Consider the following 25384-nt stretch of genomic DNA (forward strand, 5'->3'; position numbering starts at 1 on the left):
CATCAAAAAAGGGGCCGCGGGCCCCTTTTTTGTTTCTAGATGGTGATTTTCTCACCGTCTGTGCTGCTGCGCATCAGGCGAGCTGATTCTTGTGCGCATTGTGCAGGGTGTCGATCATGCGATCTTCCGCGCTGAAGCGGGTTTCCAACGCTTCACCCAATTCCGACAGGTCTTCTACCAGAGTGCTGAGGTCATCGGTTTCCAGGTATTTGTCATTGAAGTCGACGCAGATATCGGTGGTGGCGTCGATTTCCCGGTACAGGCCTTTGGCTTCCTGCAACCCTTCGGTATCTTTGAACGCCTGTCCTTCCTGGATCAGTTGGTCGTAGATTTCGAAGTGGCCGGCGGAAACGTAGTCCACCAGCTTCTGACACAGCTCGCGCAGGCTGGTCTCTGACTCTTTGTCGTCGTCGGCAAAGGTTTTCTTTTCCGACAGTCCACAGAAGCTTACCAGCAGTAACTGGCGGGCATGTAGCCAGCGATCGATGATCTCGCTGACACCACCCCAGCGCTCCCGGGCATTTTTACAGTTTTCCAGCATCTCCAAGTTTCCTTTTGTTACATCTTGGCTGATTCAGATTCGGCGGATTTTGATAAAGGACTCTTCAGAAGATAGAAGCTTCCTCCGCCATCGGCAAGTGCCGCACAACTCCATGCACGAACTTTGTACGCCAACTTTTACGAAAATGCGATCAGGTCGCCAGCAACAGAGGCAGTAGTAGCGCGGTGAGCGCACCGCACAGCCCCATGGCCAACGCAGAAAAGGCGCCGCACAGGGCACTGATCTCCAGCGCACGCACGGTGCCGATGGCGTGCGCGTTTACTCCCAGGGCGAACCCGACCACCCGTTCATCGGTAATCTGCAGTTTCTTCAACAATCCGGGCCCAAAGACCGCGCCGATAATCCCGGTTATGGCCACCACGCCGGCTGTGAGGCTCTGCACGGACTGCATTTCCTGCGCCAGTGCCAGCGCCACCGGCGTGGTGACAGATTTGGTGGTCAGGGCCAGCAACACGGTGCGGCCGCCGCCCAGTGCCAGGGCGATTACGACCGCCACCAGCGGCGCCAGGACCGCACCCACCAGCAGGCCCAGCATCAGCGGCCAGCCGACCCTGCGGATCATGGTCAGATTCTGCTTCAGGGGGATGGCGAGTGCCACCACCGCAGGCCCCAGCAGCAGGTAGAGTGCGCCACTGCCCCGCTGGTAATTCGCGTAATCGATATCCAGTATCAACAGCGCTGCGAGCACCAGCAGACTGGCGCCGACGATGGGATGCAGCAGCGGTGTACCGGTGCGGCGGTAGAGTCTGAGCCCGAGCCAGAAGGCGAGCACATTCAGTGGCAGTATCACCAGTGGGTGAGACAGTGACAACGGTGTCGCAATACTCTCGAGCAGGGTACGAAGCTGTGTCAGCCAATCAGCCATTGCCCTGCTCCCGCTGTTGTCTGCCGTTGCTGCGTTGGATCAACCGGTTCAGCAGCAGTGCGGTGAGCGTCAGGCTGATCAGGGTACCGATGACCATCGCTGTCATCAGTACGATCCAGTCGCGGGGAGAGAGGTCGCGCAGAAAATAGATGCCCACGGAGGCGGGTAAAAAGATCAATACCAGAAAGCGCAACAGGAGTTCGCTGACACGCGCCAGGCCGCTGGGGACTTCGCCGTATATGAGAAGCCCTACAAGCAACAATACCATGCCCACCACGGAACCTGGGATGGGCAGGGAAAGCAGGTCTACCAGAGCGCGGCCGATCAATTCGCACAGCAGTAACAGCGCGGCGCCGCCCAGCCACTGGGCGGCGGATTTCAATGACATCACTGTGGGTGTTTGCGGAATGCCTGCCAGATGCCGAACAGGATCAGGCCGGCGAAGCACACCGCGGCCCAGCCGGGGATTGAGAGGCCGAGCAGGGTCCATTTCACTTCCGCACAGTTGCCGTCACCGGTGAGCAGGGTTTTGATCACTTCGGACATGGGGAAGACTTCCACCATGTAGGTGATGCCGGGGCCGCACAGGGGCACCTGGTCTTCGGGCAGGCTCTGCAGCCACAACTGGCGGCCGGCGAAGTAGAGGCCACCGAGGGCCCACAGGGAGACCAACAGGCCGTAAACCCGGCGTCCGATCTTGCCGGGGCTGTGCAGGAAGGCGATCAGGGAGACGAGACCTACGCCCAGGAACATGACGCGCTGGGTGATACACAGCGGACAGGGTTCAAGCCCCTGCACGTATTCGAGATAGAACGCGGTGCCGAGAATGACGATCACGGCGATAAAGGTGAGCAGAAAGGTGGTACGCGGGTTGGGCAGGGTCATGAATTATTGTCCGGGTAATCCTGTCGGAGTCGGTTTTGTCGCAGACAGTCCTGTCGGAACAGGATGGCCTGTTGCGACAGGTCCGTAAACAGTGATTGAAAATCCTGTTCCAGCGCGGTGTTGTGGGCCTGAAACAGGGGTATTAACTGTTCCAGGGGGTGTGGCCGGCGCAGTCGGTTGCCGACCCGTTCCAGGGTGCGCTGGATGACGGCTACCTCGCGGTAGCCGGGCAGCAGTTTAAATTGCTCTGCGCGTTGAATAAATGCCTGTGCGTTGGCGGGGATGTATTCGCGGCGATTGCGGAAGTTGGACCAGCATTGGTGGGTAAAGGTTTCCAGTGTCTGCGGGTGCCATTGGGGCCAGGTTTTGGCGAGGAGGTGATCGAACCAGATGTCGAGGCCGATGCCGCCGAGGCGTCGCCATTGGGGGCCGAGCCGGGTGAGGGCGTCGATGAAGGCGGGGTGTCGGTCGCTGAGCAGGTCGATGCGGCGGTGCAGGCGCATGCCGGCTTCGATGGCTTCCGGGCGCTCGCCTTTGAGGGGACCTTTGACAAAGTCGCCCAGTAATCCGCCCAGCTGCCAGTCCGGATCGGGGCCGGAGAGCAGTAAGTGGGCTAGGTAGTTCATCGGCTTGGGTTTCTTTCGGGTCTGGTGGCAGTGCTGCTACCGGGTAGGCGCTTGCAAGACACGCCGTGAACCCATCCATGGGGCTCGGCTGCGGCCGTCCTGGCCGCAGACGGTCTTGCAAGCGCCTACCCGGTATCAGCACCTTCGCATCTGACTGTTGATGTTTCGGAGGCTTTAGAGCCCTCTCTGACAGAAAACATACTGCGCGTAATACTGCCCGAGAAAATCCTCAAAACTGCCGCTATCCGCCGCCTCCACTTCTTTCTGTTTCTGCAGGGATTCTTTCGCCAGCTGCTGGTATTCCGCCTGTTCGACATCGCTCAGCGGGCGTTCGCGGAAGTACTGGCGGTGTTGTTCCGCTTTGGCCTGGGCCCACTGGAAGAAGGTCTGCCCGTGCTCGTGCATTTCCGCCAGCATGTGCGCGGCGGGGGTGGGGGTTTTGCCGGAGATTTTGTCGCGCTGGGCGTCGACGGCGCGCTGGTATTCTTTTTCTTCCCAGGCGTCGTCGAGCAGTCTGGCGATGGGGGTGATTTCGTCCAGCAGGTCGTTGGCCCAGTCGGTGAGTTTGCGCTCGCCGCCGTTGTGGATCAGTTGCACTTGCGGGTCGCGGCCGCGATAGACGATGCGTTCCTGGTTTTGCTGGATCGCGCGGTAGTCGGCATCGTCGGACAGGGGGCTGTCGCTCAGCAGGCAGTGCAGCAGGAAGGCGTCGATAAAGCGCATCTGCGGGGCTTCGAGGCCGAGGGGCACGAAGGGGTTGAGGTCGAGGCAGCGCACTTCGATGTATTCGACACCGCGGGCGTCGAGGGCGGAGAGCGCAGTTTCGCCCATACCGGCGGGGTTTTTGGGGCGAATTGGCGAATAGAATTCGTTTTCGATCTGCAACAGGCCGGTGGACAGTTGCTGGTAGTCGCCGTTGGCGTCCTTGACCCCCAGCTCGTGGTACGGAGGGTAAGGTTTGCTGATGGCGGCGCACAGTGTCGTCAGGTAGCTGGGCAGGTCGTTGTAGCAGACGATCAGGGATTTTTGTGCGTCGCTGGTGTAGCCGAGGTCGCCCATACGCAGGGAAGTGGCCTGGGGGGCGTAGAGGCTGCGGCCGTCACCGTCGAATGGTTCGAGTTTGTGCTCACGGTCCTGCACAAAGGTGCCGCACACGGCGGGGGCGGCGCCGAACAGGTAGATCAGCAGCCAGTAGTGGCGGCGGAAGTTGCGGATCAGGTCGAAGTAGCGGCGGGTTTTGAAGTCGCCCAGTGCTTCGTTGTTACCTTCTTTCTCCTGCAGCCACTGCCAGAAGGTATCCGGCAGGGAGAAGTTGTAGTGGATGCCGGCGATGGTCTGCATGGCGCGGCCGTAGCGCAGGCCAAGCCCGCGGCGATAGATGGTTTTCATGGTGCCGCTGTGGGAGCTGCCGTACTCACCGACGGGAATGTCTTCGTCGCGGCCGAGGCGGCCGGGCATGCTGTTGACCCACAGGCGTTCGTCGCCGATCTGGCTGTAGGTGTAGCGATGGATCTGGTCGAGTTTTTCCAGCGCCTGCTCGGGAGTTGCCACCGGAGGAGTGATGAATTCCAGCAGCGCTTCAGAGAAGTCGGTAGTGATGCACTCGTGGGTGAGCGCAGAGCCAAGCCCGGTGGGGTGTTCACTGTGCGCCAGTTCGCCCTCGGGGGTCACCCGCAGGCTTTCTTTTTCGATGCCGCGGCGAATGCCCTTCAGCAGTGTGAGGACTTCCGGCTTGGCCAGCTCGGTCAGGTTGATGGTGGGCACTCGTATCTCCTGTGAGCAGCCGGTGATGCGGGGTGGCTTTCGCCTGTGAGCGTGAGCGCCGCCCGCGGTATCCCGCCTAGATGGGGGCGCCCCGTTACAACTCAAGGGCTACATCTCAAGCCCGCTCGCTTTCTGAGGGGGCTCAGGCCTGGCTGGTGGCGGATTCCGGCAGCGGTTCCGAGGATTGTTCGGGGGGCTGTTCCGGCGTCACCTCTGGAGCCGTGCCGGGATATTGATCCGGTTCGATTTCCGGCTGTGGGTCGGGCTCCACTTCCGGTGCCGGTTGCGGATTCACCTCCGGGTTGTGCTGCGGTGGCGTTTCACTGGGATCGGGCTGCGGCAGCTCGTCCGGATCGCCGGCGCTGGATGCTTCGATCTGCGCGTTTTTCGCAGGGTCATCCGCGGCCGCCAGCAGGGGTTCTTCGCTAAGCGCTTCGGCGGGAATCTGCGGCTGTTTCTTGCCGTCCAGCTCGCACTCCAGCAGTTCGATGCGCAGGCTCACGTTGCGGGTGTTGGCCTCGAACATCTGGTTGATGGCGACGTCTTTGTGTTCAGTGCGGAACAGTTTGTTGTTCTCGCGGCCGTCGATCCATTCGTTGCTTTTGCTCAAAAACTGCTGGTGCTGGTTCACCAGCACATAGACGTGACTCATAGGAGGGGACATCTTTGCTCGGACATGGGGGCAGTTTAGCGAGGGCTTGAGGGTGGCTCAAGGATGGTATGAAAGTCTGCGGTGAAGCGCGAGGGTGTTCAGTTAATTGAAGTTGCTGTGAAGGTGCCGATGCCGGGTATGGCTTTGTGAGACCGTCTGCGGCCAGGACGGCCGCAGCCGAGCCCCCATGGATGGGTTTACGGCGTGTCTCACAAAGCCATACCCGGTAGCGGCACCGCCCTTGAACCTGTTGTAAGGGCGGGGCCTCGGGGGGCGCACGGGAACTATTCAATCAGGAGGGTTAAATCGCCTTCAACGGATAGTGCTCCGGATACGGCAGGCACGCGGAGCCGCTGTCCACCGCGGCGCGGGCCACGGCCGAGGCCACTTCTGGCAAGAGACGCGGATCCGTGGGCTTGGGCAGGATGTACTCGGCCCCGAATGTCATTTCCACGCCACCGTAACCGGCGCGAACGGAATCCGGCACCGGCTCGCGGGCGATCTTGCGGATCGCTTCCACCGCCGCCAGCTTCATATCTTCGTTGATGCGAGTGGCGCGTACGTCCAAGGCACCGCGGAAGATGAACGGGAAGCAGAGCACGTTGTTGACCTGGTTCGGGTAGTCCGAGCGGCCGGTGGCCATTATCAGGTCGTCGCGCACGCTGTGGGCCAACTCGGGGGAGATCTCCGGGTTGGGGTTGGAGCAGGCGAAGACTACCGGCTTGTCCGCCATATGTGCCAGCTGCTCCGCGGACAGCAGGTCCGGGCCGGAGACGCCCAGGAACACGTCGGCGCCCTCGATGGCGTCGTCCAGGGTGCGCATCTCGGTATCCCGCGCCCACTCGCCCTTGTAGGCATTGATGTCGCTGCGCCCGGAGTGGATTACGCCGCGGCTGTCGAGCATGGTGATCTGCTCTTTCTTGGCGCCGGCGGCCAGCAGCAGTTTGCAGCAGGCCGATGCGGCGGCGCCGGCACCCAAGCACACGATACGCGCGTCGCGGATATCCTTGCCCTGGATTTCCAGCGCGTTGAGCATGCCGGCCACGGTGACGATGGCGGTACCGTGCTGGTCGTCGTGGAAAACCGGTACCGAACAGCGCTCAATCAGCGCCTCTTCAATATGAAAGCACTCGGGCGCCTTGATGTCTTCGAGGTTGATACCGCCAAAGGTGTTGGCAATGGCTGCGACGGTTTCGATAAAGCGCTCGGCGCTGGGGGCTTCGACTTCGATATCCACCGAGTTGATGTCGGCAAAACGCTTGAACAGCAGCGATTTGCCCTCCATCACCGGCTTGGAGGCCAGTGGCCCCAGATTGCCGAGGCCGAGAATGGCGCTGCCGTTGGAGATCACCGCCACCAGGTTGCCTTTGCCGGTATACAGATAGGCTGCTTCCGGGTCCTTGGCGATTTCGCGCACGGGTTCCGCGACCCCGGGGCTGTAGGCCAGGGACAGGTCTTCCTGGGTCTGGGCCGAGGTTGTGAGTTCCACCGATAATTTGCCCGGTGTCGGCAAGGCGTGGTAATCGAGCGCCGCCTGGCGCAGGTCTTTGGTCATCTCGCGATCTTCTCTGGGTGGGAGGTTATTACTTCTTGTCCGCTGCCTTCTCCGGGCAGGGTAACTGCGGTGGGCGAAGGATAACCGAGGCGACTCGAAATTCACAAGTGCAAAAACTGATCGATTCCGTTAATCCCTACTAATTTCAACAGTAAATTCAGAGTCCACAGCAATAAACCATCGCTTATTTTTTTTAAATCGGGATGAGTATTTCGCTCCGCGGTCCACCAGCCACCCTTTCACCACTATTTCCCGTCCTTGCCAATCGCGCCGGCCCAAGTGGCCATAATCCCGTTTCGGGTCCAGGCGCAGGGCCACCGGGCCATCCAGTTCCAGCCACAGGAAGCGGTTGCGGTCGACTTTCTCCACCCGTCCCTTGAGACGCACAAAGCCGCCGTCGCCGGGGCGGATATTCCTCGCCTGTCGGGTGGGCCAGACCCCCGGTGCCCACAGGCCGCGGTGGCGCTGGCGGGCGGCGTTCTCGCGCTCGGCCAGGCATTCGGCGAGGGCAAAATTGGGCGCTACGGCGATATGGAAGGCCAATCCGGCTGACAGCAGTGCGGCTTCCAGGCTGTCACCGCGGTGGTTGTAGACATGGGCCAGTACCCGGCCGTGGTTGTCGCGGCGGTCGCGGTCGTAAACCAGTTCCACGTCGCCGCCGGCGAGAAAGCGCTGGGTAAACTCCCGCGCCTCTTCTGCAAGCGGCTGCGCGGGGCGGCCGCTGTGGGCCAGTTCCGGGGTGTTGACGCCGATCAGACGTACCTTGCGACCGTCTTTCAGGTGTACGGTATCGCCATCCACCACCTTTGCCAGCGCAGCGAGGTCGTCCGCCGGGCCCAGTACGCAGTCCGCGCGGGCGGCCGCTGCGAGCGGCCCCAGCAATAAAATGAGGGCACAAAAAAAGACGCCGAGGGAAGCCCAGGGCGTCTTTTTTGTCACCGTAGCAGCGTTTGTCACCAAACCGGTGAAAGCCGCTGCGGTGTGCGCATCTTGTCCAATTACTTGGAAATACGGCTGCCGAAACGCTTCTTGAAGCGGTCTACGCGGCCGCCGGTGCTCGCTTCGCGCTGCTTGCCGGTGTAGAACGGGTGACAGTTGGAGCACACGTCCAGCTGGATGTCTTTGCCCAGAGTGGAAGCGGTCTGGAATACGTTGCCGCAGGAGCAGGTCGCTTTGATCTCGGTGTACTTCGGATGGATATCGGTCTTCATGATGGCCTCTACTCGACACCGCCACCCAGTCGTTTGCTGAGCACGGGATCGTCATTGGTTCAGGGGATCGCTCCCCGGGCTGTTTAAAAAGTCGGCGCATACTATCAGATTAGCCTCCTGACGCAAGCGGAATTGCGCCCGTAGCGTCACAGATTCCACCGCCGGCGTGCTCGTCCTCAGACGTTGTCTCCACTGGCGTCGATCAGGCTTTGCAGTGCGGCCAGATGTGCTTCCAGCGCGGCACTGCCGGTGGCGGTGAGCTGATACCAGGTGGTCGGTTTGCGCTCAACAAAATCTTTGCGCGACTGCAGGTATTCCTGCTCTTCCAGTTTGCGCAGCTGAGCACCGAGGTTGCCGTCGGTGGCCCGCAGTAGTGATTTCAGCCGCGTAAAGGTCAATTCGCCGTGCTTCCTCAGCAGCACGCAGGTGCCCAGGCGGAACCGGTGTTCCAGCAGCGGATCCAGGGATGCCAGCGCCTTCATTGTTCGCGGCCCGCCTTGATTGCGGTGCGGCGGCTGATCCCGGCCCACAGCAGCGACAGTCCCACGGTGATTCCGGTCAGGGTCCAGGTATAAGGGGGCATCAGCAGTACCATGACGCCGTAGGCGACCAGCATCAGCAGGCCGCACCATAACAGGGGGCGTTCCAGATGGACCCCGGCCAGACCGTAGCCGATCCCGGTCACCAGCAGGAAGTTGGCACCGCCCATGGCTGGCGATACGCGCCCCAGCAGCAGGGGCAGGAAACACAGCAGGAACGCGGCGCCCATCAGGCCCCAGTGGAGTGCGTAGCGTTTGGCCAGGTGCGAATTTTTCACGCCCCAACGACGGTTCTGGCGATCGCCCAGCCACCAACTGAACAGGCCGCCGCCGATACCCGCCACCAGCCAGTAGATCCCGGCTACTCGGGGTGCCAGATCCGGCAGGCTGAAGCCGACAGCGATCAGCCCGGCCCACAGGAAGTACAGTGTCGGGATACCGCCGGCGGTGGCATCCTCCCGCAGGGTGTTGCTGATATAGTCCAGGTCGCTTTGCAGTTTGTTGACGTCGGTCATGGTCACGGTTCCCTCGTGCGGTGGGGTATGGGATCGGGTCAGGTGTCGCTGGGGGCGGCGCCTGTGCGGCGGCGTCGAGTGCTGATCCTTTCCCGTTCCCTTGGCATCAACTCTATTTTTTAGAGTTATGGTTGTAGAGTACTTTAAATTTTAGAGTGTTCAATGGGTATCTCGACTTTGACGGGGGAATTCGCGCCAACTTCCGCCTGTGCCACATTCTGCTTGCGTTGTGATCGGTGCGGGTGCGGAGCAGGAGACGGGCTTGTTGCCGCGGGATTGATCACGGCGGCTGTAACCACTGGCCCCAGTCGGTAAACTAGCGGGTCTTTTTACCGGGTCTTTTCGCAAAGCATCTCATTTAAAGCATCACACCGGACAACGATGCCATCTCCGGCGGCACAGGGTATTGGGGGTAATTTGGCGCCACAGGAAGTATTTCACGCGGCCGGGGGGCAGGAGCAGCAAGAGCGCGCCGCCCGCGAAGTTCGCCAGCGCGCGATTCTGCGTGTCGCTGTGCCGGTCCCCCTGCGCCGCCTGTTCGACTATCTGCCGCCCGCGGGCATGACGAGCGAGGATTGTCGTCCCGGCCAGCGTTTCTGGGTGCCGTTTGGCAAGCGCAGTCTGGTGGCGGTACTGGTGGATGTGGTCGACGACTCACCGTTTGATGAACTCAAGCCGGCGCTCGAGCGTATCGACAGCCACCCCGTATTTGATCAGCGCAGCCGTCAATTTCTGCAGTGGGCAGCCGACTACTATCAGGCGCCGGCGGGAGAACTGTATGCCGCGGCGTTGCCGGTGGCTCTGCGCAAGGGCAAACCGGCGGATTACTGGGCCGAGCAGTGGCTGGAGCTCACCACCGAGGGTAAGGGGCTGCCGGAAACCGCACTGGCGCGGGCAAAGAAACAGCAGGCACTGCTGCAATTGTTGTTGAGTTGCGGCCGCCAGAGCCGCACCGCACTGAATGCCCGCGGCCTCAACAGTACCGTCTGTAAAGCGTTGATCGAGCGTGGACTGGCGCGCTGGGTGTCCGGCCCTACCGCACCGCCGCCAATAGAAAACGCGGAGCCGAAGCCGGCCCCGGACCTCAATGACGAGCAGCAACAGGCGATCGATGCGATTCGTTTCGGCAGCTTCAGTGCCTCGCTGCTGGAGGGCACCACCGGCAGCGGCAAAACCGAGGTCTATCTGCGCCTGATGGAGCGCGCCCTGCGCGAAGGTAAGCAGGCGCTACTACTAGTACCGGAGATCGGGCTCACCCCGCAGACCCTGCGCCGCATCGCCGCGCGCTTTCCCGACTTTCGCATCGCTGCCCTGCACTCGGGTCTCGCCGATGGTGAGCGCGCCCGCGCCTGGCTGTCCGCGGCCAGTGGGGTGGCGGATATCGTGATCGGTACCCGCTCCGCTATTTTCACCCCGTTGCCCCGGCTGGGGGTGATCCTGGTGGACGAGGAGCACGACGGCTCCTTCAAGCAACAGGACGGCGTGCGTTATTCCGCGCGGGATCTCTCCGTGGTACTGGCGAAGAGGGCCGGGGTGCCGGTAATGCTGGGGTCGGCGACACCGTCGCTGGAGAGCCTGCACAATGCCTTGAGCGGGCGCTATCAGCACCTGCATCTGCGCCACCGTGCCGGCAATGCGCGCCCGCCGCAGATCAGCCTGGTGCCGACCCTGCACCAGCAATTACAGGAAGGCTTTGCGCCTCAGGTACTGCGCCATATCGGCGAGACCCTGGGCCGTGGCGAGCAGGTGCTGGTATTCATCAATCGTCGCGGTTATGCCCCGGCACTGACCTGCGATGACTGTGGCTGGCTCGCGGATTGCCCCCACTGTTCCAGCAAGCTCACCCTGCACCGACGCCAGCGTCACCTCCGCTGTCACCACTGCGATTACCGTATGCGTGAAGTGCACAGCTGTCCTCAGTGCCACAGTCGCAATCTGAACGCCCTGGGTGCCGGCACCGAGCGCAGTGAGGACTTCCTTGCCCACACCTTCAATCAATTTCCGGTGATCCGCGTCGATCGAGATACCACGTCCAGCAAGCAGGCGCTGGACCGGTTGCTGGAGCCGGCGCGCAACGGCGAGCCCTGCCTGCTACTGGGTACCCAGATGCTGGCCAAGGGCCACCATCTCCCGAGGGTGACGCTGGTGGTGATCCAGGATGCGGACGGGGGATTGTTCAGCGCCGACTTCCGCGCGCCGGAGCGCATGGGGCAGTTACTGGAACAGGTGGCCGGCCGTGCCGGGCGCGGCGACCTTGCGGGCCATGTGCTGCTGCAGAGCCGCTATCCGGAGCACCCGATGCTGCAGTTGCTGCTCAACAAAGGATACGGCGCATTCGCCCGCCAGTTACTGGAGGAGCGCGCACTTACCCAGTTACCACCGATCCGGGCTATGGCGCTGGTGCGTGCCGAATGCGAGGAGGCGCGCTGGGCGGAGGAATTCCTCACCAATGCCCGTCATTACCTGGAGGCTCTCGCCCCGCCCTCGCCCCAGCTGCAGTATCTCGGTCCGGTGCCGGCGCTGCTGGAACGCAAATCCGGCCGCTTCCGTTTCTATCTGCAGATTACTGCGGAAAAGCGCGGGTTACTGCAGCAGATGCTGGCTCGCTTCTGCGCCTGGGCGGAGGGCAATAAAAATCGCCGCCTGCGCTGGGCGGTGGATATGGATGCGCAGGAACTGTCCTGATGCATGTCCCGCGGCGGACAGCCCGGCCCGCAGGGGTTACAATTTCCCGCCCGCTTAAATCTAGATAACGCAGTCAGAGAGAACCCGCCCATGGCCCGCCGCAATACCCGCCGCAAGCAATCCACCGGCAAACCCGCCTGGGTCTGGTTTGTGCTCGGCAACTTCGTCGGCGGCTTTGCCGTGTTCATTTTCCTGCTCGACAATATCAGGACCGAACAGGGCAAGGTGACCGCCGAGGCGGACAAACCCGCCGCCAGCAAGAGTGCGCCCACAGAGGCCAAGCCCCGCTTTGATTTCTATAAGCTGCTGGAAGAAAACGAAGTGAAGGTGGAGAAGCCCAGGGAGCGCAAAGTGCGGGTGCGGGAGTCGGATAAAGGCGATTCTGAGCAGACCGTCGATCACAGCGACCCCGGCTCCAATCTGGTCTACATCCTCCAGGCCGCGAGCTTCCGCGACAAAACTGAAGCCGAACGCCTGCGCGCGCAGCTGATGCTCGCCAATCTGGACGTGAAAGTGGAAACCGCCAGCGACAGCCGCGGCACCTGGCACCGGGTGCTTGTCGGCCCGTATACCAGCCGCTCCAAAGCTGCCAAGGCGCGCGGCATCCTAGCGGAGCACAGCCTGATGCCGCTGATGTTGAAGCGGCCGGCGAAGGGATAGGTTTTTATTGACTGAGATGGCGGTGCCGCTAGCGGCACCTTCGCCCCGACTCAGCCCAAACGATGGCTGCATTGGGCTGATCTATCGGAAAAGAGGGGCTACTCGGTTTCCACCAACTTGCGCGTAATCCAGTGCGCCACCGGCGCAATCACCGACACCAGCGGAAACGCGATCACCCACGCCACCAGCCCCGCATGCAGCCAACGGCCGAAGAACCCCTCGGTCAGGCCCGTGTTCACCACCGTGATCACCGCCGACATCATTGTCGACATGAAAAATGACATGAATAACGCAAAAATCAGCGTGTAATAACGGCGCTTGATACGGGCCACAGGCGATCCTCGAAATACCTCAGAAGAAGGCGCGGAGTATAAAGCCGCACCCGCAAAGTTGAAATCCAGCTCCTTCGACCACACTTAGTGCTTCTGAGATTCAAAATGCAGAGGCACACGTGGAACAATATCGCGGTACAACCATTCTCTCCTGCCGACGCAACGGCAAAGTCGTCATCGGCGGTGACGGGCAGGTCTCCATGGGGAACACCATCATGAAAGGCAACGCCCGCAAGGTGCGCCGCCTCTATGACGACAAAGTCATCGCCGGATTTGCCGGCGGCACCGCCGACGCCTTCACCCTGTTCGAACGCTTCGAAGCCAAGCTCCAGGCCCACAATGGCCAGCTCACCCGCGCCGCGGTGGAACTCGCCAAAGACTGGCGCACCGACCGCGCCCTGCGTCGATTGGAGGCTCTGCTGGCGGTCGCCGACGAAACCGCCAGCCTGATCGTCACCGGCAACGGCGACGTCATCCAGCCGGAAGATGACCTCATCGCCATCGGTTCCGGCGGCCCCTTCGCCCAGTCCGCCGCCCGCGCATTGCTCGACAACACCGAGCTGGACGCGCGTACGATTGTTGAACAGGGCCTGAAGATCGCCGGTGATATCTGTGTGTACACCAACCAGAATCACACGATTGAAGAGTTGAGTTACTGATAGTCAGCTCCGTAACGAAGTAAAGAAGCCCGAATTGAAGGCCGGGTGCCGGGTAATAGTTTTTGAAAGCGTCGGCGACAGGGACGTCGCCGCCGCAGCGTACAGGGATGTATACACAGCGGTTTCAAAAACTATTACCCGGTGCCCGGCCGCCACCGCACTCGAAATAAACGAGCCCAAGTGGAAGCAAGCGAGAAATTCAGAGTAAAGCCATGTCCATGACCCCCAGAGAAATCGTCCACGAACTCGACAGCCATATCGTCGGCCAGAACGACGCCAAGCGCGCCGTCGCCATTGCGCTCCGCAACCGCTGGCGTCGCATGCAGGTCAGCGAAGACCTGCGCGTCGAAATCACCCCGAAAAACATCCTCATGATCGGCCCCACCGGCGTCGGCAAAACCGAAATCGCCCGGCGCCTCGCCAAACTCGCCGGCGCACCATTTATCAAAGTCGAAGCCACCAAATTCACCGAAGTCGGCTACGTCGGCCGCGACGTTGAATCCATCGTCCGCGACCTCGTCGAAATGGCCATCAAACTCGAACGCGAACAGGCCATGGCCAGCGTCGAACAGCGGGCCATGGACGCCGCCGAAGAGCGCGTCCTCGACGCCCTGCTGCCCCCCGCCCGCAGCACCGAACCGGGTGAAAAAGATTCCGGCACCCGTCAGATGTTTCGCAAAAAACTGCGCGAAGGGGAACTGAACGACAAGGAAATCGAAATCGACGTCTCCGCCAACCCCATGGGCGTCGAAATCATGGCCCCTCCTGGCATGGAAGAAATGACCAACCAGCTGCAGGGCATGTTCTCCAACATGTCCAAAGGCAAAACCCAGAAGCGCAAGCTCACCGTTAAGCAGGCACTGAAACAGCTCACCGACGACGAAGCCGCCAAACTGATCAACGACGAAGAGATCAAAACCAAAGCGATCCAGTCCGCGGAACAGAACGGCATCGTGTTTATCGACGAGATCGACAAGGTCGCCAAGCGCCAGGAAAGCGGCGGTGCCGATGTCTCCCGTGAAGGCGTGCAGCGTGACCTGCTGCCCCTGATCGAAGGCTGCACCGTCACCACCAAATACGGCATGATCAAAACCGATCACATGCTGTTTATCGCCTCCGGCGCCTTCCACCTGTCCAAACCCTCGGACCTGATTCCGGAGCTGCAGGGGCGTCTGCCGATTCGCGTGGAACTGGACTCGCTGACCTCCAATGACTTCCAGCGTATCCTCACCGAGCCCAGCGCGTCGCTGACCGAACAGCAGAAAGCACTGATGAATACCGAAGGCGTGAACCTCGAATTTTCCGAAGACGGCATTCGCCGTATTGCCGAAGTGGCATTTGAAGTGAACGAATCCACGGAAAATATCGGTGCCCGTCGTCTGCATACCGTACTGGAGCGCCTGTTGGAAGAAGTCTCCTTTGCCGGTGGTGATGGCGATACTGCTGTCACGATCGACGCCGCCTATGTGGACAAGCACCTGGGAGAATTGAGCAAGGACGAAGATCTTTCCCGGTTTATTCTCTGATTCTCTCCCGTGAGGAGCCCGATTCGGGCTCCTTTTGTTTTCCATAGTCTCGCCGAGCCGAACCTGCCAATGTCGCCCCCCAGAAAAGTCCGTCTGCAGAAAGCCGATAAGCAACTCATCCTGCAATATCCGGATGGCGAATTCATCCTGCCGGCAGAATACTTGCGGGTCTATTCCCCCAGTGCCGAAGTGCGCGGTCACGGCGCTGGTGAGGGCACCCTGGTATGCGGAAAAATGCATGTGGGGATCGACAAAGTCGCCGCCGCCGGTCGCTACGCGTTGCAGATATTCTTCGACGATGGTCACGACAGTGGCATCTACACCTGGGACTACCTGCGCGAACTGTGCGATCAGCAAGATGCAAAGTGGCAGGATTATCTGGCGCGCCTGGAAGCTGAAGGCAAGGGGCGTGATCCCGATGAAAGTGCAGTAAAGTTCATCGGCTGACAAAACTCATCCAATAAGTACACCTGCACTTATTGGATTGTTCCCGCAATGTGAACCGCATCCAAATTCACAAAAGGTTCACCAACACTTCACCAGTGGTGTCACGTCACTGTCATTTGGAATCGTTTCAATCCCCGCTCGAAAATAATTCAGTTGGGGGGTTCAATAATGATTCCATTTTCCAAGACGCCGCTGGCGTTAAAGCTCGGCCTCAAAATAAGTGTGGCCGTGGCCGCATTCGCACTGCTGCCCGCCTGCAGCGACGACGATAATAATCGCAACAACCCGCCGGTGGTCACCCCGAACCCCAATCCCGGTGACGATGGAGATGACGGTGGCGATGAAACACCAGTACGCTCCCTGAGCTTCACCGGCGTACCGGCGCCTGCCACCGACAGCGAAAAACGTCAGATTCTCGCCTCACCCAAAGTCGAGGTGGACGGTGAAGAATACGATCTCGGCTTCCACACCCTGCTGCGCTCCGGCGACTCCGTTAATGGCAATGTGGTATTCGGTCAGTTGGTAGATGCTGCCGGCCAGCCGCTGTACGGCGAAGACGGCATGCTGAAAGTCACCGATGCCAACGAGCACACTTCCCTGTTGCCGATCGGCGAGCGCCTGTTTTCCGTATCGCAGATGGAAACCCGTCCCGGTGCCATGTTCCTGATGGAGCTGGACCAGAATCCGGAAAACGGTGAGCTTTCCACCAAGGACCTGTGGCAGATCGATCAGTCCGGCGTCGACGGCGGCTGGGTGCACTGCGCCGCTTCCGTAACGCCGTGGAACGCACACTTGGCGTCTGAAGAGTACGAGCCGGATGCCCGCAGTCTGCCTACCTATATCGAAGCGGCAGAAAACAGCTACGCCGCCGGCATGCTGGATTACTACGCCGATCCGGCCGAGTGGAACCCCTACTATTACGGCTGGAATATCGAGATCAATGTGACCGCCAAGGGAGACGCCGAGCCCATCACCGAGCTCAGCAAACACTACGCCATGGGGCGTATCGCTTTCGAGTTGTCCTACGTGATGCCCGACAGCAAAACCGTGTACATGACCGACGACGGTACCAACGTGGGCCTGTACATGTTTATCGCCGATACCGCCGGTGACCTCACTGCCGGTACCGTTTACGCAGCCAAATGGAACCAGACCTCTGGCGAGGGCCTGGGCAGCGCCGACCTCGAATGGATTTCTCTCGGTCATGCCAGCAACGACGAGATTGATGCAGCGGTACACGGTGGCGACGGCCAGCCCGCGGTGACCTTCGACGATATTTTTGACGTGGATGCTGAAGGCTGTGTAGAAACCGCCACCAACGGCAACACCGAATGTTTGAGCGTGAAACCGGGCATGGAGAAAATCGCCTCCCGCCTGGAAACCCGTCGCTACGCGGCACTGATGGGCGCTTCTACCGAATTCCGCAAGGAGGAAGGGGTCACCTTCGACCCGACCGGCAACAAACTGTATGTGGCCATGAGCTCCGTGGGCGCCGGTATGACCGACGATGTCGGCCATATCCAGATTGCGGCAGGCAATTCCTGTGGTGCGGTCTATGCGCTGGACGTGGCCGCGGACAGCGAAATCGGCTCCGATTACGTCGCCACCAATATGAACGGCCTGATCGGCGGTATCGAACTGACCAAAGAAACCCGGTACCCGGAAGACAGCCCGTTTGCCAGCTACAGTTGCGATGCGGATGCCATTGCCAACCCGGATAACGTTACCTTCATCACCGGTTACAACACCCTGATCATTGGTGAAGATACCGGCTCCGGTCACCAGAACGATGTGATCTGGGCCCTGAACCTGGATGACGTCGACGCAGACGATTCAAGGGCCGGCCTCACCCGGATTCAAACCACGCCCTACGGATCCGAGACCACCTCGCCCTACTGGTACCCGAACATCAACGGCTTCGGTTATCTGATGAGTGTGATCCAGCATCCCTACGGTGAGTCCGACGATGACAAACTGGCCCCGGGCTCCCTGGAGCACCGCGCCTATACCGGCTATGTAGGTCCTTTCCCGGCCATGGATGTCACTGACGAATAAACGTCAGTAAACCCATCCAGGCCGCAAAACCCCGACCGGTGACCGTCGGGGTTTTGTCCTGTCAGCTTTTCACGCAAGCGTCGGAGTCAAGCCCATGCGTACAGTTATTCTGGCAATCACCGCCCTATTGTTTGCGGTATCGTTGAATGCCAGTCCGTTATCCGCCGAGCCAAAAACTGAATCGAAAAACCTGGGTCGCCTATACCTGTCCAATCCCGCCGCGGTGACCCCGCCCCAGTGCTACACCAAAACAGAAAATAAAAACGCCCCGGCGAGTAATCCCTGCTATGTGTGTCACACCGACAGCCGGGCCCCGAACTTTACCAACGACCTCGACCTGCAACTGTTGTATGACTTCGCCGAGCCGGCGCGTACCAACCGCTGGCACAACCTGTTCAAGGACCGCTCCGATTATCTGGCGGGGGTCAGTGACGAACAGATTCTCGATTACGTTCGCGAGAGTAATTACCGCACGCGCGACGGCAGTGTGCCGTTGCGGGAAAAGCTCACGGAAAATCTGCCGGCACACTGGGATGGTAACGGAAACGGCCGCTGGGATGGCTATGTGCCGGATGTAGTTTTCAATTTTGACGAAGCCGGTTTTGATCGCGATATCGGTGGCCACTTTACCGGCTGGCGCGCGCTGGCGTACACACCTTTTCCCGGGACTTTTTTCCCCACCAACGGCTCCACCGATGATGTGCTGATCCGCCTGCCGGAAATTTACCGCAACAACGAACAGGGCGAGTTTGACCTGGAGGTTTACCGGGTCAATCTGGCTGTGGTGGAAGCACTGATCAAGCGCGAAGATGTAGCTATCGATCCGGTGGATGAAAAGCCATTCAAGGTGGATCTGGACAAGAACGGCGAGCTCGCCATCGCCACCCACATCGCATATGACTGGGCGCCGCTGGAAAAGCGTTTCATGTCCTATGTGGGCGAAGCGCGCCTGGCACAGCAGCGGAAAGACGCACCATTGTCTGCCGGCTCCTATCCTTTGGGTACCGAATTCCTGCACAGCGTGCGCTACCTGGATGTCGATGCCAGTGGCGAGGTGGCGATGGCACCGCGTATGAAAGAATTGCGCTACGCGCGTAAGGTGCGCTGGGTCAACTACTTCCAGCACCGGGAGCTGGCCGCGGATGAACTCAAGGACGCGCACGACTTTCCCGATCGCCTGGAGCCGGTGATCGGGGATATCGAGCGCGGTGTCAGCAATCGTCGCGGCTGGCGCTACAGCGGCTTTATCGAGGATCAGCACGGTGCGCTGCGTCCGCAATCTTATGAGGAGCTCGCCACCTGCAGCGGCTGTCACGGCGCCATCGGAGCCAATGTGGATGGCGGCTTTGCCATGACCCGCAAGCTGGACGCAAATATCAGCTTCCAGCGCGGCTGGTACCACTGGAGCCAGAAATCCCTCGCCGGCACGCCGGAGCCGGTGCGCGCTGATGGCGAGGGTGAGTACGCCTACTACCTCAAGCAGGTCGGCAACGCGGACGAGTACCGCTCCAACGACGAAGTGCGCTCACGCTTCTTCGGCGAGGACGGTAGACTGAAAACCGCGATGCTCGACAGGCTGGCGCAGGATATCAATGTGCTGATCATGCCTTCACCCCGCCGAGCCCTGGACCTGAACAAGGCCTACCGCGCTGTGGTCGAAGAGCAGAGCTACCGCGAGGGGCGCGACGCGATTCTGACGCCGCGGGAAAACCTGCTGCGGGAAGTGGCGGAAGGTCAGGAGACCGGCGTGAAGCAGGCCTTATCCTATTTCTGAGTTGATTGGGTGCACGCGGTGGTCGTTCATGATTGTGTGATCGTCAGTGTCGTCACGGTTCTGTAACATCCTCGCTTTCTAATTGGCGCCTCAATTGGCGTCTTCCTCTGCAACGAGGTACCTTGAGCAGAAGGACAACTTGAGCAGAAGCACAAGAGGATGAGGTAAACAGAATGATCCGCAACATGCTCACCGCCGCGCTTGCGACGGCAACACTACTCGGCACCTGCCACTCAATCGGTGAAACCGGCGGCGACATGCAGCTGCCGGCAAGTCAGCGTTCCAGTCACTGGTTCACCGATGGCGAGAAAGCCCTGCAGCGGGCCGCCGAGCGTCAGATCAACAATAAGCGCGGTGCGGCCAAGAATGTCATTCTGTTTGTGGGTGATGGTATGGGCATCTCCACCGTTACCGCCGCGCGCATTCTCGCCGGCCAGCAACAGGGGCTCGCCGGTGAGGAATATCGGCTCAGCTTTGAGCAGCTGCCGTTCGCCGGTCTGATCAAAACCTACAACACTAACCAGCAGACCCCGGATTCCGCCGGCACCGCCACCGCCATGGTCACTGGGGTGAAAACCAAGGCTGGCGTATTGAGTGTGGAAGAAACCGTGGCCCGCGGGGATTGCGCGGCGAGCCTCGAGCATCCGCTCACCACCGCGCTGGAACTGGCGGAGGGCCTGGGCAAAGGCACCGGTCTCGTCAGCACCGCCCGCATTACCCACGCCACGCCCGCCTCGACTTACGCCAAGGTACCGGAACGCGGTTGGGAATACCGCGCGCCGGAAGGCTGTAAAGATATTGCCACACAACTGGTAGAAATGCCGGTGGGCGATGGTGTCGACGTCATCATGGGCGGCGGGCGTCGCAACTTCCTGCCCAAAGAGGTGAAAGACCTGGAGGGGCAGGCGGGCAAACGCGAAGACGGCCGCAACCTGATCGACGCCTGGAAAGCGCGCTACGTCGACCACACCGACAAGGCGCTGTATATCGAAGATCAGAAAGGCTTCGATGCGCTGGATGTAGCGTCCACCGAAAAACTGCTGGGCCTGTTTGCAAGCTCCCATATGCGTTACGAGGCGGATCGCCACAACGATGTGGCCGGCGAACCCGCGCTGCACGAGATGACCGCGAAGGCCATCGACCTGCTGGATAAAAACGAGCAAGGGTATTTCATGCTGGTAGAGGGCGGCCGTATCGATCATGGCCACCATGCCGGCAGCGCCTTCAATGCCCTCACCGACGCAGTGGAGCTGGACCGCGCGGTAAAAGTGGCGATGGAAAAGACCAGCGCCGAAGATACTCTGATCATCGTCACCGCCGATCACAGCCATGTGATGACCATGGCCGGCTACCCCACTCGCGGTAACCCGATCCTGGGCAAAGTGGTGGGCAATGACAATCACGGACACGCTGAGAAATCCCCGGCACTCGCCGCCGACGGCAAACCCTACACCACTATCGGCTACACCACCGGCCTCGGCCATGCCGATTACGGCAACGAGACCGACGCGGATGTGCGCTACGGCGATCCCGTAGACAGCGGTCGCAAGGACCTCGGCAACGTGGACACCACCGCACCCGGCTTTCACCAGGAATCCCTGGTACCGCTGGGCTCCGAAACCCACGGCGGTGAAGACGTAGGCATCTGGGCCCGCGGCCCCGGTGCACACCTGCTGAGTGGCACCAACGAGCAGAGCTTTATTTTCCATGTGATGGCACATTCTGGGGGGCTGATCGGCGATTAACTCCGCTATTTTCGTCTTGAATGGGCCCGCCGGCATGAAAGTGTCGGCGGGCTTTTTGTCGGTACTGAGGTCTCGGTACTGGGGTCAAGGCTGTGGAATCCGTGCCGCATTTACTTTGCCGATGTACAATACCGCCCTGAAATTCGGCTCAGCAGGCACAAGATGACCCAACGCAAGACGACCCATTTCGGCTACCAGGAGGTACCGGTCGATGAGAAGGCCGGTCGGGTGGCGGATGTCTTCCATTCGGTGGCGGCGCGCTACGATGTGATGAACGATCTGATGTCCGGGGGCGTTCACCGCCTGTGGAAGCGTTTTACCATCGAGTTGTCGGCGGCGCGGCCGGGGCAGACGATTCTGGATATCGCCGGGGGTACCGGTGATCTGACGGCGCGGTTCTCCCGTATTGTGGGCCCTACCGGCAAGGTGGTGCTGGCGGATATCAATGAGTCGATGCTGAAGGTGGGGCGCGATCGCCTGCTGGACCGCGGTATTGCGGGGAATGTGGAAACGGTACAGGCGGACGCCCAGTATCTGCCGTTTCCGGATAATACCTTTGATTGCATCACCATTGCTTTCGGTCTGCGCAATGTGACAGACAAGGATCTGGCGCTGCGGTCGATGTTGCGGGTGCTGAAGCCCGGTGGTCGCCTGCTGGTGCTGGAGTTTTCCAAGCCGGCGTCGAAGGTGCTGGAGAAGGTCTACGATCAGTATTCGTTCCGCCTGCTGCCGTTTATGGGCAAGCTGGTGGCAGACGATGCGGACAGCTATCGCTATCTGGCGGAGAGTATCCGTATGCATCCTGACCAGGAGACATTGAAAGGCATGATGGGAGAGGCCGGCTTCGTGGACTGTGAATTCCACAATATGACCGGCGGCATTGTGGCTTTGCACAAGGGTATCAAGCCCTGATATCTGGGCTTCGGCCGTGGTTCTGTGGCGGCGCCGCTACCGGGGTCTGTTTGCGGGACACGGACTAGGCGCCCCCCCGTGAACCCATCCATGGGGGCTCGGCTGCGGCCATCCAGGCCGCAGACGGTCCCGCAAACAGACCCCGGTATCGACGCCTTCGCGTGTGGCTTTAGTGCATTGAATAACTAAGCAATTGCGCATCAGTGTTTATCGCACGGACGAACTCAATATAAATATGACCGATCCCACTTTCCGCGCCGGCTTCGACGCCACCCTGGAAACCGCCATCAACACCGCGCTCCGGTACGATCCCGGCACCCGTGCACGCCTCACCAAACTGGTGGGCAAGGTGCTGGGGGTGACCCTGACGGCACCTTCCATGTCCCTGTTTCTGGTGATCGAGGAAGAGGCCGAGGGCGGATATATCGAGGTGCACAGCCGCTGGAGCGGCGATGTGACCACGGAGCTGCAGGGTTCGGCGCTGGCATTTGTGCAGTTGCTGAAGAACCGCGATGCTACGCCCGCAAAACTGGGGGTGACGGTGCGCGGGTCCAGCGCATTGTTGGCGGAGCTGCAGTCGATCCTGCGGGATCTGGATATCGATTGGGAGGAGCCGCTGTCGAAGCTGGTGGGTGACTCGCCGGCGCATCAGATTGGCCTTGGTATCCGCGCGGCCTCCGGCTGGCTACGGGATACACTGCGCACGGCGCCACAGGCGGGCGCGGAGGCGGTGAGCGAGGAGTGGCGGGTGACGCCGCCGGCGGCGCAGTTTGAGGCGTTTGTGGACGATGTGGCGGACCTGAGCGCGGGGGTGGACCGGCTGGAGGCGCGGTTGGCGCACTTGCACAGCAAGCTGAAAGGCCGGGGGAACGCGTAAGTGCCGATTGCGAGAAGTGTGACCATTGCGCGGGTGTTCCTGCGCTACCGATTGAATGAGCTGGTGCCCGCGGAGAGTCAGCCCCTGTGGCTGCGCGTTCTGTGGGCGCCGGCGAAGCTGTTGCCGAGTGGCAAGGCAAAGCGCATGGGGCGCGGCGAACGCCTGCGGCGTGCGCTGGAGGATCTGGGGCCGATCTTTGTGAAGTTCGGCCAGTTGCTGTCTACCCGCCCGGACCTGCTGCCGCCGGATATGGTGGAGGAGCTGAACCACCTGCAGGACAACGTGCCGCCCTACCCCGCGGATCAGTGTATTGCGCGTATCGAAACGGCGCTCGGGGCCTCGGTGGACGAGTTGTTCGCGGAGTTCGAGCGCGAGCCACTGGCGTCGGCGTCGGTGGCGCAGGTGCACGCGGCGCGTCTGAAGGGCGAAAACGGGGAAGCCGGTCAATCCGTGGTGGTGAAGGTGCTGCGCCCGGGTATTGGCCGTATTATCGGGCAGGATCTGCAGCTGCTGCGTCATATCGCGCGCTGGATCGAGCGCTTCCTGCCGGATGGCAAGCGTATGCGCCCGGTGGAGGTGGTGGAAGACTACCGCCATACCATCGAGGGCGAGCTGGACCTGGTGCGTGAGGCGGCCAACGGGTCGGAGCTGAAGCGCAATTTTGCCAGCTCTCCCCTGCTCTACATTCCCGAGGTTTACTGGGACTACACCCGCGAAAATGTGCTGGTGCTGGAGCGCATTGACGGTATCCCAGTGACCGATCTCGATCAGCTGCGGGCCCAGGGCACCAATATGGCGCTGCTGGCGGAGCGCGGGGTGGAGATCTTCTTCAAGCAGGTGTTCGAGCACAACTTCTTCCACGCCGACATGCATCCGGGCAATATCTTTGTGTCGCGGGAAAACCCCGAGCGACCCAAATACATTGCCATCGATACCGCCATCGTCGGCAGCCTGACCCGGGAAGATCAGTACTACCTGGCGCGCAATCTGCTCGCCATGTTCCGCCGTGACTACCGCATGGTAGCGGAGCTGCATGTGCAGAGCGGTTGGGTGCGTCGGGATACGCCGATCAACGCTTTCGAGGCGGCGATCCGTGCGGTGTGCGAACCGATCTTCGAGAAGCCCCTGGGGGAGATCTCCTTCGCTCGGGTACTGATCAGCCTGTTCCAGACCGCCAGAAGGTTCGATATGGAGGTGCAGCCGCAACTGGTGCTGCTGCAGAAAACCCTGCTCAATATCGAGGGCCTGGGGCGACAGCTTTATCCGCAGCTGGATCTGTGGAAGACTGCCCATCCATTCCTGGAGCGATGGATGCGCGAACGTATCCATCCGAAGACGATCTTCGGCGAAATCCGTCGATACGGGCCGGAATGGCTGGAGAAGTTTCCGCAGCTGCCGCAGCTGGCGTTTTCCGCCCTGGAACAGGGGCGGGATCTGGCTCCCCAGTTGCACCGCCTTGGGATTGAGCTGGCGCACAGCAAGCGCCGGGGGCGCACGCGCTACGCGCGGATGATTGCGGGGGTAATGCTCGCCGCCGGCGCCGGGCTGGTGGCCTCGCCGGGGTTGTTGACCCAGATCCCCGCCGCGAGCTGGGCGCTGGGCGCTGCGGCACTGGCCCTGTTGTTGTGGCCCTGAGGCGATCAACCACAATCGAACTACGACGAGACGGCCAGAGCAACAGGGGATACCCGGTCGCCAGCCTACAATGACGAATGCAGTAAGGACGCAGAGCGTGAGCGAAACCGATTTTACACAGGCGGTGAGCTGGAACAGTGACGGCCTGGTTCCGGCTATTGCCCAGGACTTCAGGACCGGCCGCGTGCTGATGATGGCGTGGATGAACCCCGAGTCTCTGCGCCTCACCGCCGAAGAGGGCCGCGCGGTCTACTGGTCGCGCTCCCGGGGCAAGTTGTGGCGCAAGGGCGAATCGTCCGGCCATGTGCAGCAGGTGCGGGAAATTCGCCTCGATTGTGATGGCGATACTCTGGTACTGATGGTAGAACAGCTCGGAGGCATTGCCTGTCATACTGGCCGCACCAGCTGCTTTTATCAGGTGCTGGAAAACGGTCAGTGGCAGATCCGCCAGCCGGTGATCACGGATCCGAAAGAGATTTACCGGCAGGATGAAAGGTCGGGCCGGGACGAACAATCGGGAAAGAAACAATGAGTGATATGCTGACACAACTGGATCGGGTGCTGCGCCTGCGCATGGAGCAGGGTGATGCAGAGTCGTCCTATGTCGCCAGCCTGCATCACAAGGGCCTGAACAAGATTCTGGAGAAGGTGGGTGAAGAAGCCACCGAGCTGGTGCTCGCGGCCAAAGATGCCGAGGGCAAGGCGCTGGATTCCGACGAACATCGCGCATTGATCGGCGAAACCGCGGACCTCTGGTTTCATTCCCTGGTCATGCTGGCCCACCTCGGCACCGACCACCGTGCAGTGCTCGACGAGCTGGGTCGCCGCTTTGGCCTTTCCGGCCTGGAAGAAAAGGCCGCCCGGGCCAAGAACTGATTTTACCAGAACATATAGGAGTACTTT

At 60.9% G+C, this 25384-nt stretch carries 26 protein-coding genes; 13 read left to right on the forward strand and 13 right to left on the reverse strand.

Annotated elements, in window-relative coordinates; all coding sequences use genetic code 11:
* Window positions 1-73: 73 nt before the first annotated feature.
* The 12 genes from rsd to LPW13_RS16565 form a co-directional block, all read right to left on the reverse strand.
* Entirely contained in the window at window positions 74-541 is a 468-nt protein-coding gene (gene rsd / locus LPW13_RS16510; RefSeq protein WP_230437090.1) for a sigma D regulator, read from the reverse strand.
* 151 nt (window positions 542-692) lie between these two features.
* Window positions 693-1427, reverse strand: a complete 735-nt coding sequence (locus LPW13_RS16515; protein ID WP_230437091.1) for an LrgB family protein — start codon at window positions 1425-1427, stop codon at window positions 693-695.
* Window positions 1420-1815: a CidA/LrgA family protein gene (locus LPW13_RS16520; RefSeq protein WP_230437092.1), complete on the reverse strand. Its 396-nt coding sequence runs from the start codon at window positions 1813-1815 to the stop codon at window positions 1420-1422. Before LPW13_RS16520 ends, LPW13_RS16515 begins: the two co-directional genes overlap by 8 nt.
* The gene (locus tag LPW13_RS16525; RefSeq protein WP_230437093.1) at window positions 1815-2312 is read right to left on the reverse strand and encodes a disulfide bond formation protein B; all 498 of its coding nucleotides are present in this window, start codon (window positions 2310-2312) and stop codon (window positions 1815-1817) included. The genes LPW13_RS16520 and LPW13_RS16525 overlap by 1 nt, the downstream gene beginning before the upstream one ends.
* Window positions 2309-2938: an acyl carrier protein phosphodiesterase gene (locus tag LPW13_RS16530; RefSeq protein ID WP_230437094.1), complete on the reverse strand. Its 630-nt coding sequence runs from the start codon at window positions 2936-2938 to the stop codon at window positions 2309-2311. The genes LPW13_RS16525 and LPW13_RS16530 overlap by 4 nt, the downstream gene beginning before the upstream one ends.
* A gap of 174 nt (window positions 2939-3112) precedes the next feature.
* Window positions 3113-4702 carry a glutamate--cysteine ligase gene (gene gshA, locus LPW13_RS16535; RefSeq protein ID WP_230437095.1) on the reverse strand — a complete coding sequence of 530 codons (1590 nt, stop codon included), beginning with the start codon at window positions 4700-4702 and terminating at the stop codon, window positions 3113-3115.
* Between the two features lie 142 nt (window positions 4703-4844).
* Complete coding sequence (locus tag LPW13_RS16540) at window positions 4845-5354, reverse strand: hypothetical protein (protein ID WP_230437096.1); 510 nt, start codon at window positions 5352-5354, stop codon at window positions 4845-4847.
* 301 nt (window positions 5355-5655) lie between these two features.
* Complete coding sequence (locus LPW13_RS16545; RefSeq protein WP_230437097.1) at window positions 5656-6909, reverse strand: malic enzyme-like NAD(P)-binding protein; 1254 nt, start codon at window positions 6907-6909, stop codon at window positions 5656-5658.
* A 129-nt stretch (window positions 6910-7038) separates the two neighbouring features.
* Entirely contained in the window at window positions 7039-7848 is an 810-nt protein-coding gene (locus LPW13_RS16550) for a thermonuclease family protein (protein WP_230437098.1), read from the reverse strand.
* Window positions 7849-7907: 59 nt separating this feature from the next.
* Window positions 7908-8120 carry a 50S ribosomal protein L31 gene (gene rpmE, locus LPW13_RS16555; protein ID WP_230437099.1) on the reverse strand — a complete coding sequence of 71 codons (213 nt, stop codon included), beginning with the start codon at window positions 8118-8120 and terminating at the stop codon, window positions 7908-7910.
* Between the two features lie 176 nt (window positions 8121-8296).
* Window positions 8297-8602 carry a transcriptional regulator gene (locus LPW13_RS16560; RefSeq protein WP_230437100.1) on the reverse strand — a complete coding sequence of 102 codons (306 nt, stop codon included), beginning with the start codon at window positions 8600-8602 and terminating at the stop codon, window positions 8297-8299.
* Window positions 8599-9174, reverse strand: coding sequence for a hypothetical protein (locus LPW13_RS16565; RefSeq protein ID WP_230437101.1), 576 nt, complete (start codon window positions 9172-9174; stop codon window positions 8599-8601). Before LPW13_RS16565 ends, LPW13_RS16560 begins: the two co-directional genes overlap by 4 nt.
* A gap of 417 nt (window positions 9175-9591) precedes the next feature.
* On the opposite strand from LPW13_RS16565, the gene LPW13_RS16570 reads away from it, so the two are divergent.
* A complete protein-coding gene (locus LPW13_RS16570) occupies window positions 9592-11859 on the forward strand; it encodes a primosomal protein N' (RefSeq protein WP_230437102.1) in 2268 nt (755 codons plus the stop codon).
* 90 nt (window positions 11860-11949) lie between these two features.
* Window positions 11950-12519 carry an SPOR domain-containing protein gene (locus tag LPW13_RS16575; RefSeq protein WP_230437103.1) on the forward strand — a complete coding sequence of 190 codons (570 nt, stop codon included), beginning with the start codon at window positions 11950-11952 and terminating at the stop codon, window positions 12517-12519.
* 98 nt (window positions 12520-12617) lie between these two features.
* On the opposite strand, the gene LPW13_RS16580 is transcribed toward LPW13_RS16575, so the two are convergent.
* Entirely contained in the window at window positions 12618-12851 is a 234-nt protein-coding gene (locus LPW13_RS16580) for a DUF2798 domain-containing protein (protein ID WP_230437104.1), read from the reverse strand.
* A gap of 119 nt (window positions 12852-12970) precedes the next feature.
* Between LPW13_RS16580 and hslV the strand changes: the two genes are divergently transcribed.
* The 11 genes from hslV (at window position 12971) to LPW13_RS16635 (ending at window position 25357) form a co-directional block, all read left to right on the forward strand.
* A complete protein-coding gene (gene hslV / locus LPW13_RS16585; RefSeq protein WP_230437105.1) occupies window positions 12971-13510 on the forward strand; it encodes an ATP-dependent protease subunit HslV in 540 nt (179 codons plus the stop codon).
* Between the two features lie 212 nt (window positions 13511-13722).
* Window positions 13723-15036 carry an ATP-dependent protease ATPase subunit HslU gene (gene hslU / locus LPW13_RS16590; protein ID WP_230437106.1) on the forward strand — a complete coding sequence of 438 codons (1314 nt, stop codon included), beginning with the start codon at window positions 13723-13725 and terminating at the stop codon, window positions 15034-15036.
* A gap of 69 nt (window positions 15037-15105) precedes the next feature.
* On the forward strand, window positions 15106-15483 hold the full coding sequence (locus LPW13_RS16595) for a gamma-butyrobetaine hydroxylase-like domain-containing protein (RefSeq protein WP_230437107.1): 378 nt from the start codon (window positions 15106-15108) through the stop codon (window positions 15481-15483).
* 168 nt (window positions 15484-15651) lie between these two features.
* Window positions 15652-17538 (forward strand): PhoX family protein, encoded by a 1887-nt coding sequence (locus tag LPW13_RS16600; protein ID WP_230437108.1) that lies wholly within the window; start codon window positions 15652-15654, stop codon window positions 17536-17538.
* 94 nt (window positions 17539-17632) lie between these two features.
* Entirely contained in the window at window positions 17633-19312 is a 1680-nt protein-coding gene (locus LPW13_RS16605) for a hypothetical protein (RefSeq protein WP_230437109.1), read from the forward strand.
* A 173-nt stretch (window positions 19313-19485) separates the two neighbouring features.
* A complete protein-coding gene (locus LPW13_RS16610; RefSeq protein WP_230437110.1) occupies window positions 19486-21057 on the forward strand; it encodes an alkaline phosphatase in 1572 nt (523 codons plus the stop codon).
* 162 nt (window positions 21058-21219) lie between these two features.
* Window positions 21220-21969, forward strand: a complete 750-nt coding sequence (gene ubiE / locus LPW13_RS16615) for a bifunctional demethylmenaquinone methyltransferase/2-methoxy-6-polyprenyl-1,4-benzoquinol methylase UbiE (protein ID WP_230437111.1) — start codon at window positions 21220-21222, stop codon at window positions 21967-21969.
* A gap of 235 nt (window positions 21970-22204) precedes the next feature.
* Window positions 22205-22846 carry a ubiquinone biosynthesis accessory factor UbiJ gene (locus LPW13_RS16620; protein WP_230437112.1) on the forward strand — a complete coding sequence of 214 codons (642 nt, stop codon included), beginning with the start codon at window positions 22205-22207 and terminating at the stop codon, window positions 22844-22846.
* A complete protein-coding gene (ubiB, locus tag LPW13_RS16625; protein ID WP_230437113.1) occupies window positions 22847-24481 on the forward strand; it encodes a ubiquinone biosynthesis regulatory protein kinase UbiB in 1635 nt (544 codons plus the stop codon). It begins immediately after the preceding gene.
* Window positions 24482-24551: 70 nt separating this feature from the next.
* On the forward strand, window positions 24552-25013 hold the full coding sequence (gene hisI / locus LPW13_RS16630; protein ID WP_230437114.1) for a phosphoribosyl-AMP cyclohydrolase: 462 nt from the start codon (window positions 24552-24554) through the stop codon (window positions 25011-25013).
* Window positions 25010-25357: a phosphoribosyl-ATP diphosphatase gene (locus LPW13_RS16635; protein WP_230437115.1), complete on the forward strand. Its 348-nt coding sequence runs from the start codon at window positions 25010-25012 to the stop codon at window positions 25355-25357. Before hisI ends, LPW13_RS16635 begins: the two co-directional genes overlap by 4 nt.
* Window positions 25358-25384 lie beyond the last annotated feature (27 nt).

Origin of the sequence: Microbulbifer celer (genome assembly GCF_020991125.1) — a bacterium.
In the GTDB taxonomy this organism is placed as follows: Bacteria; Pseudomonadota; Gammaproteobacteria; order Pseudomonadales; family Cellvibrionaceae; genus Microbulbifer; species Microbulbifer celer.

Excerpts from the sequence above, each read along its gene's own strand:
- rsd (WP_230437090.1), bottom strand. The coding sequence starts at position 541 with ATGCTGGAAAACTGTAAAAATGCCCGGGAGCGCTGGGGTGGTGTCAGC.
- LPW13_RS16515 (WP_230437091.1), bottom strand. The coding sequence starts at position 1,427 with ATGGCTGATTGGCTGACACAGCTTCGTACCCTGCTCGAGAGTATTGCG.
- LPW13_RS16520 (WP_230437092.1), bottom strand. The coding sequence starts at position 1,815 with ATGTCATTGAAATCCGCCGCCCAGTGGCTGGGCGGCGCCGCGCTGTTA.
- LPW13_RS16525 (WP_230437093.1), bottom strand. The coding sequence starts at position 2,312 with ATGACCCTGCCCAACCCGCGTACCACCTTTCTGCTCACCTTTATCGCC.
- LPW13_RS16530 (WP_230437094.1), bottom strand. The coding sequence starts at position 2,938 with ATGAACTACCTAGCCCACTTACTGCTCTCCGGCCCCGATCCGGACTGG.
- LPW13_RS16540 (WP_230437096.1), bottom strand. The coding sequence starts at position 5,354 with ATGAGTCACGTCTATGTGCTGGTGAACCAGCACCAGCAGTTTTTGAGC.
- LPW13_RS16545 (WP_230437097.1), bottom strand. The coding sequence starts at position 6,909 with ATGACCAAAGACCTGCGCCAGGCGGCGCTCGATTACCACGCCTTGCCG.
- rpmE (WP_230437099.1), bottom strand. The coding sequence starts at position 8,120 with ATGAAGACCGATATCCATCCGAAGTACACCGAGATCAAAGCGACCTGC.
- LPW13_RS16560 (WP_230437100.1), bottom strand. The coding sequence starts at position 8,602 with ATGAAGGCGCTGGCATCCCTGGATCCGCTGCTGGAACACCGGTTCCGC.
- LPW13_RS16565 (WP_230437101.1), bottom strand. The coding sequence starts at position 9,174 with ATGACCGACGTCAACAAACTGCAAAGCGACCTGGACTATATCAGCAAC.
- LPW13_RS16575 (WP_230437103.1), top strand. The coding sequence starts at position 11,950 with ATGGCCCGCCGCAATACCCGCCGCAAGCAATCCACCGGCAAACCCGCC.
- hslU (WP_230437106.1), top strand. The coding sequence starts at position 13,723 with ATGTCCATGACCCCCAGAGAAATCGTCCACGAACTCGACAGCCATATC.
- LPW13_RS16595 (WP_230437107.1), top strand. The coding sequence starts at position 15,106 with ATGTCGCCCCCCAGAAAAGTCCGTCTGCAGAAAGCCGATAAGCAACTC.
- LPW13_RS16600 (WP_230437108.1), top strand. The coding sequence starts at position 15,652 with ATGATTCCATTTTCCAAGACGCCGCTGGCGTTAAAGCTCGGCCTCAAA.
- LPW13_RS16605 (WP_230437109.1), top strand. The coding sequence starts at position 17,633 with ATGCGTACAGTTATTCTGGCAATCACCGCCCTATTGTTTGCGGTATCG.
- LPW13_RS16610 (WP_230437110.1), top strand. The coding sequence starts at position 19,486 with ATGATCCGCAACATGCTCACCGCCGCGCTTGCGACGGCAACACTACTC.
- ubiE (WP_230437111.1), top strand. The coding sequence starts at position 21,220 with ATGACCCAACGCAAGACGACCCATTTCGGCTACCAGGAGGTACCGGTC.
- LPW13_RS16620 (WP_230437112.1), top strand. The coding sequence starts at position 22,205 with ATGACCGATCCCACTTTCCGCGCCGGCTTCGACGCCACCCTGGAAACC.
- hisI (WP_230437114.1), top strand. The coding sequence starts at position 24,552 with ATGACGAATGCAGTAAGGACGCAGAGCGTGAGCGAAACCGATTTTACA.
- LPW13_RS16635 (WP_230437115.1), top strand. The coding sequence starts at position 25,010 with ATGAGTGATATGCTGACACAACTGGATCGGGTGCTGCGCCTGCGCATG.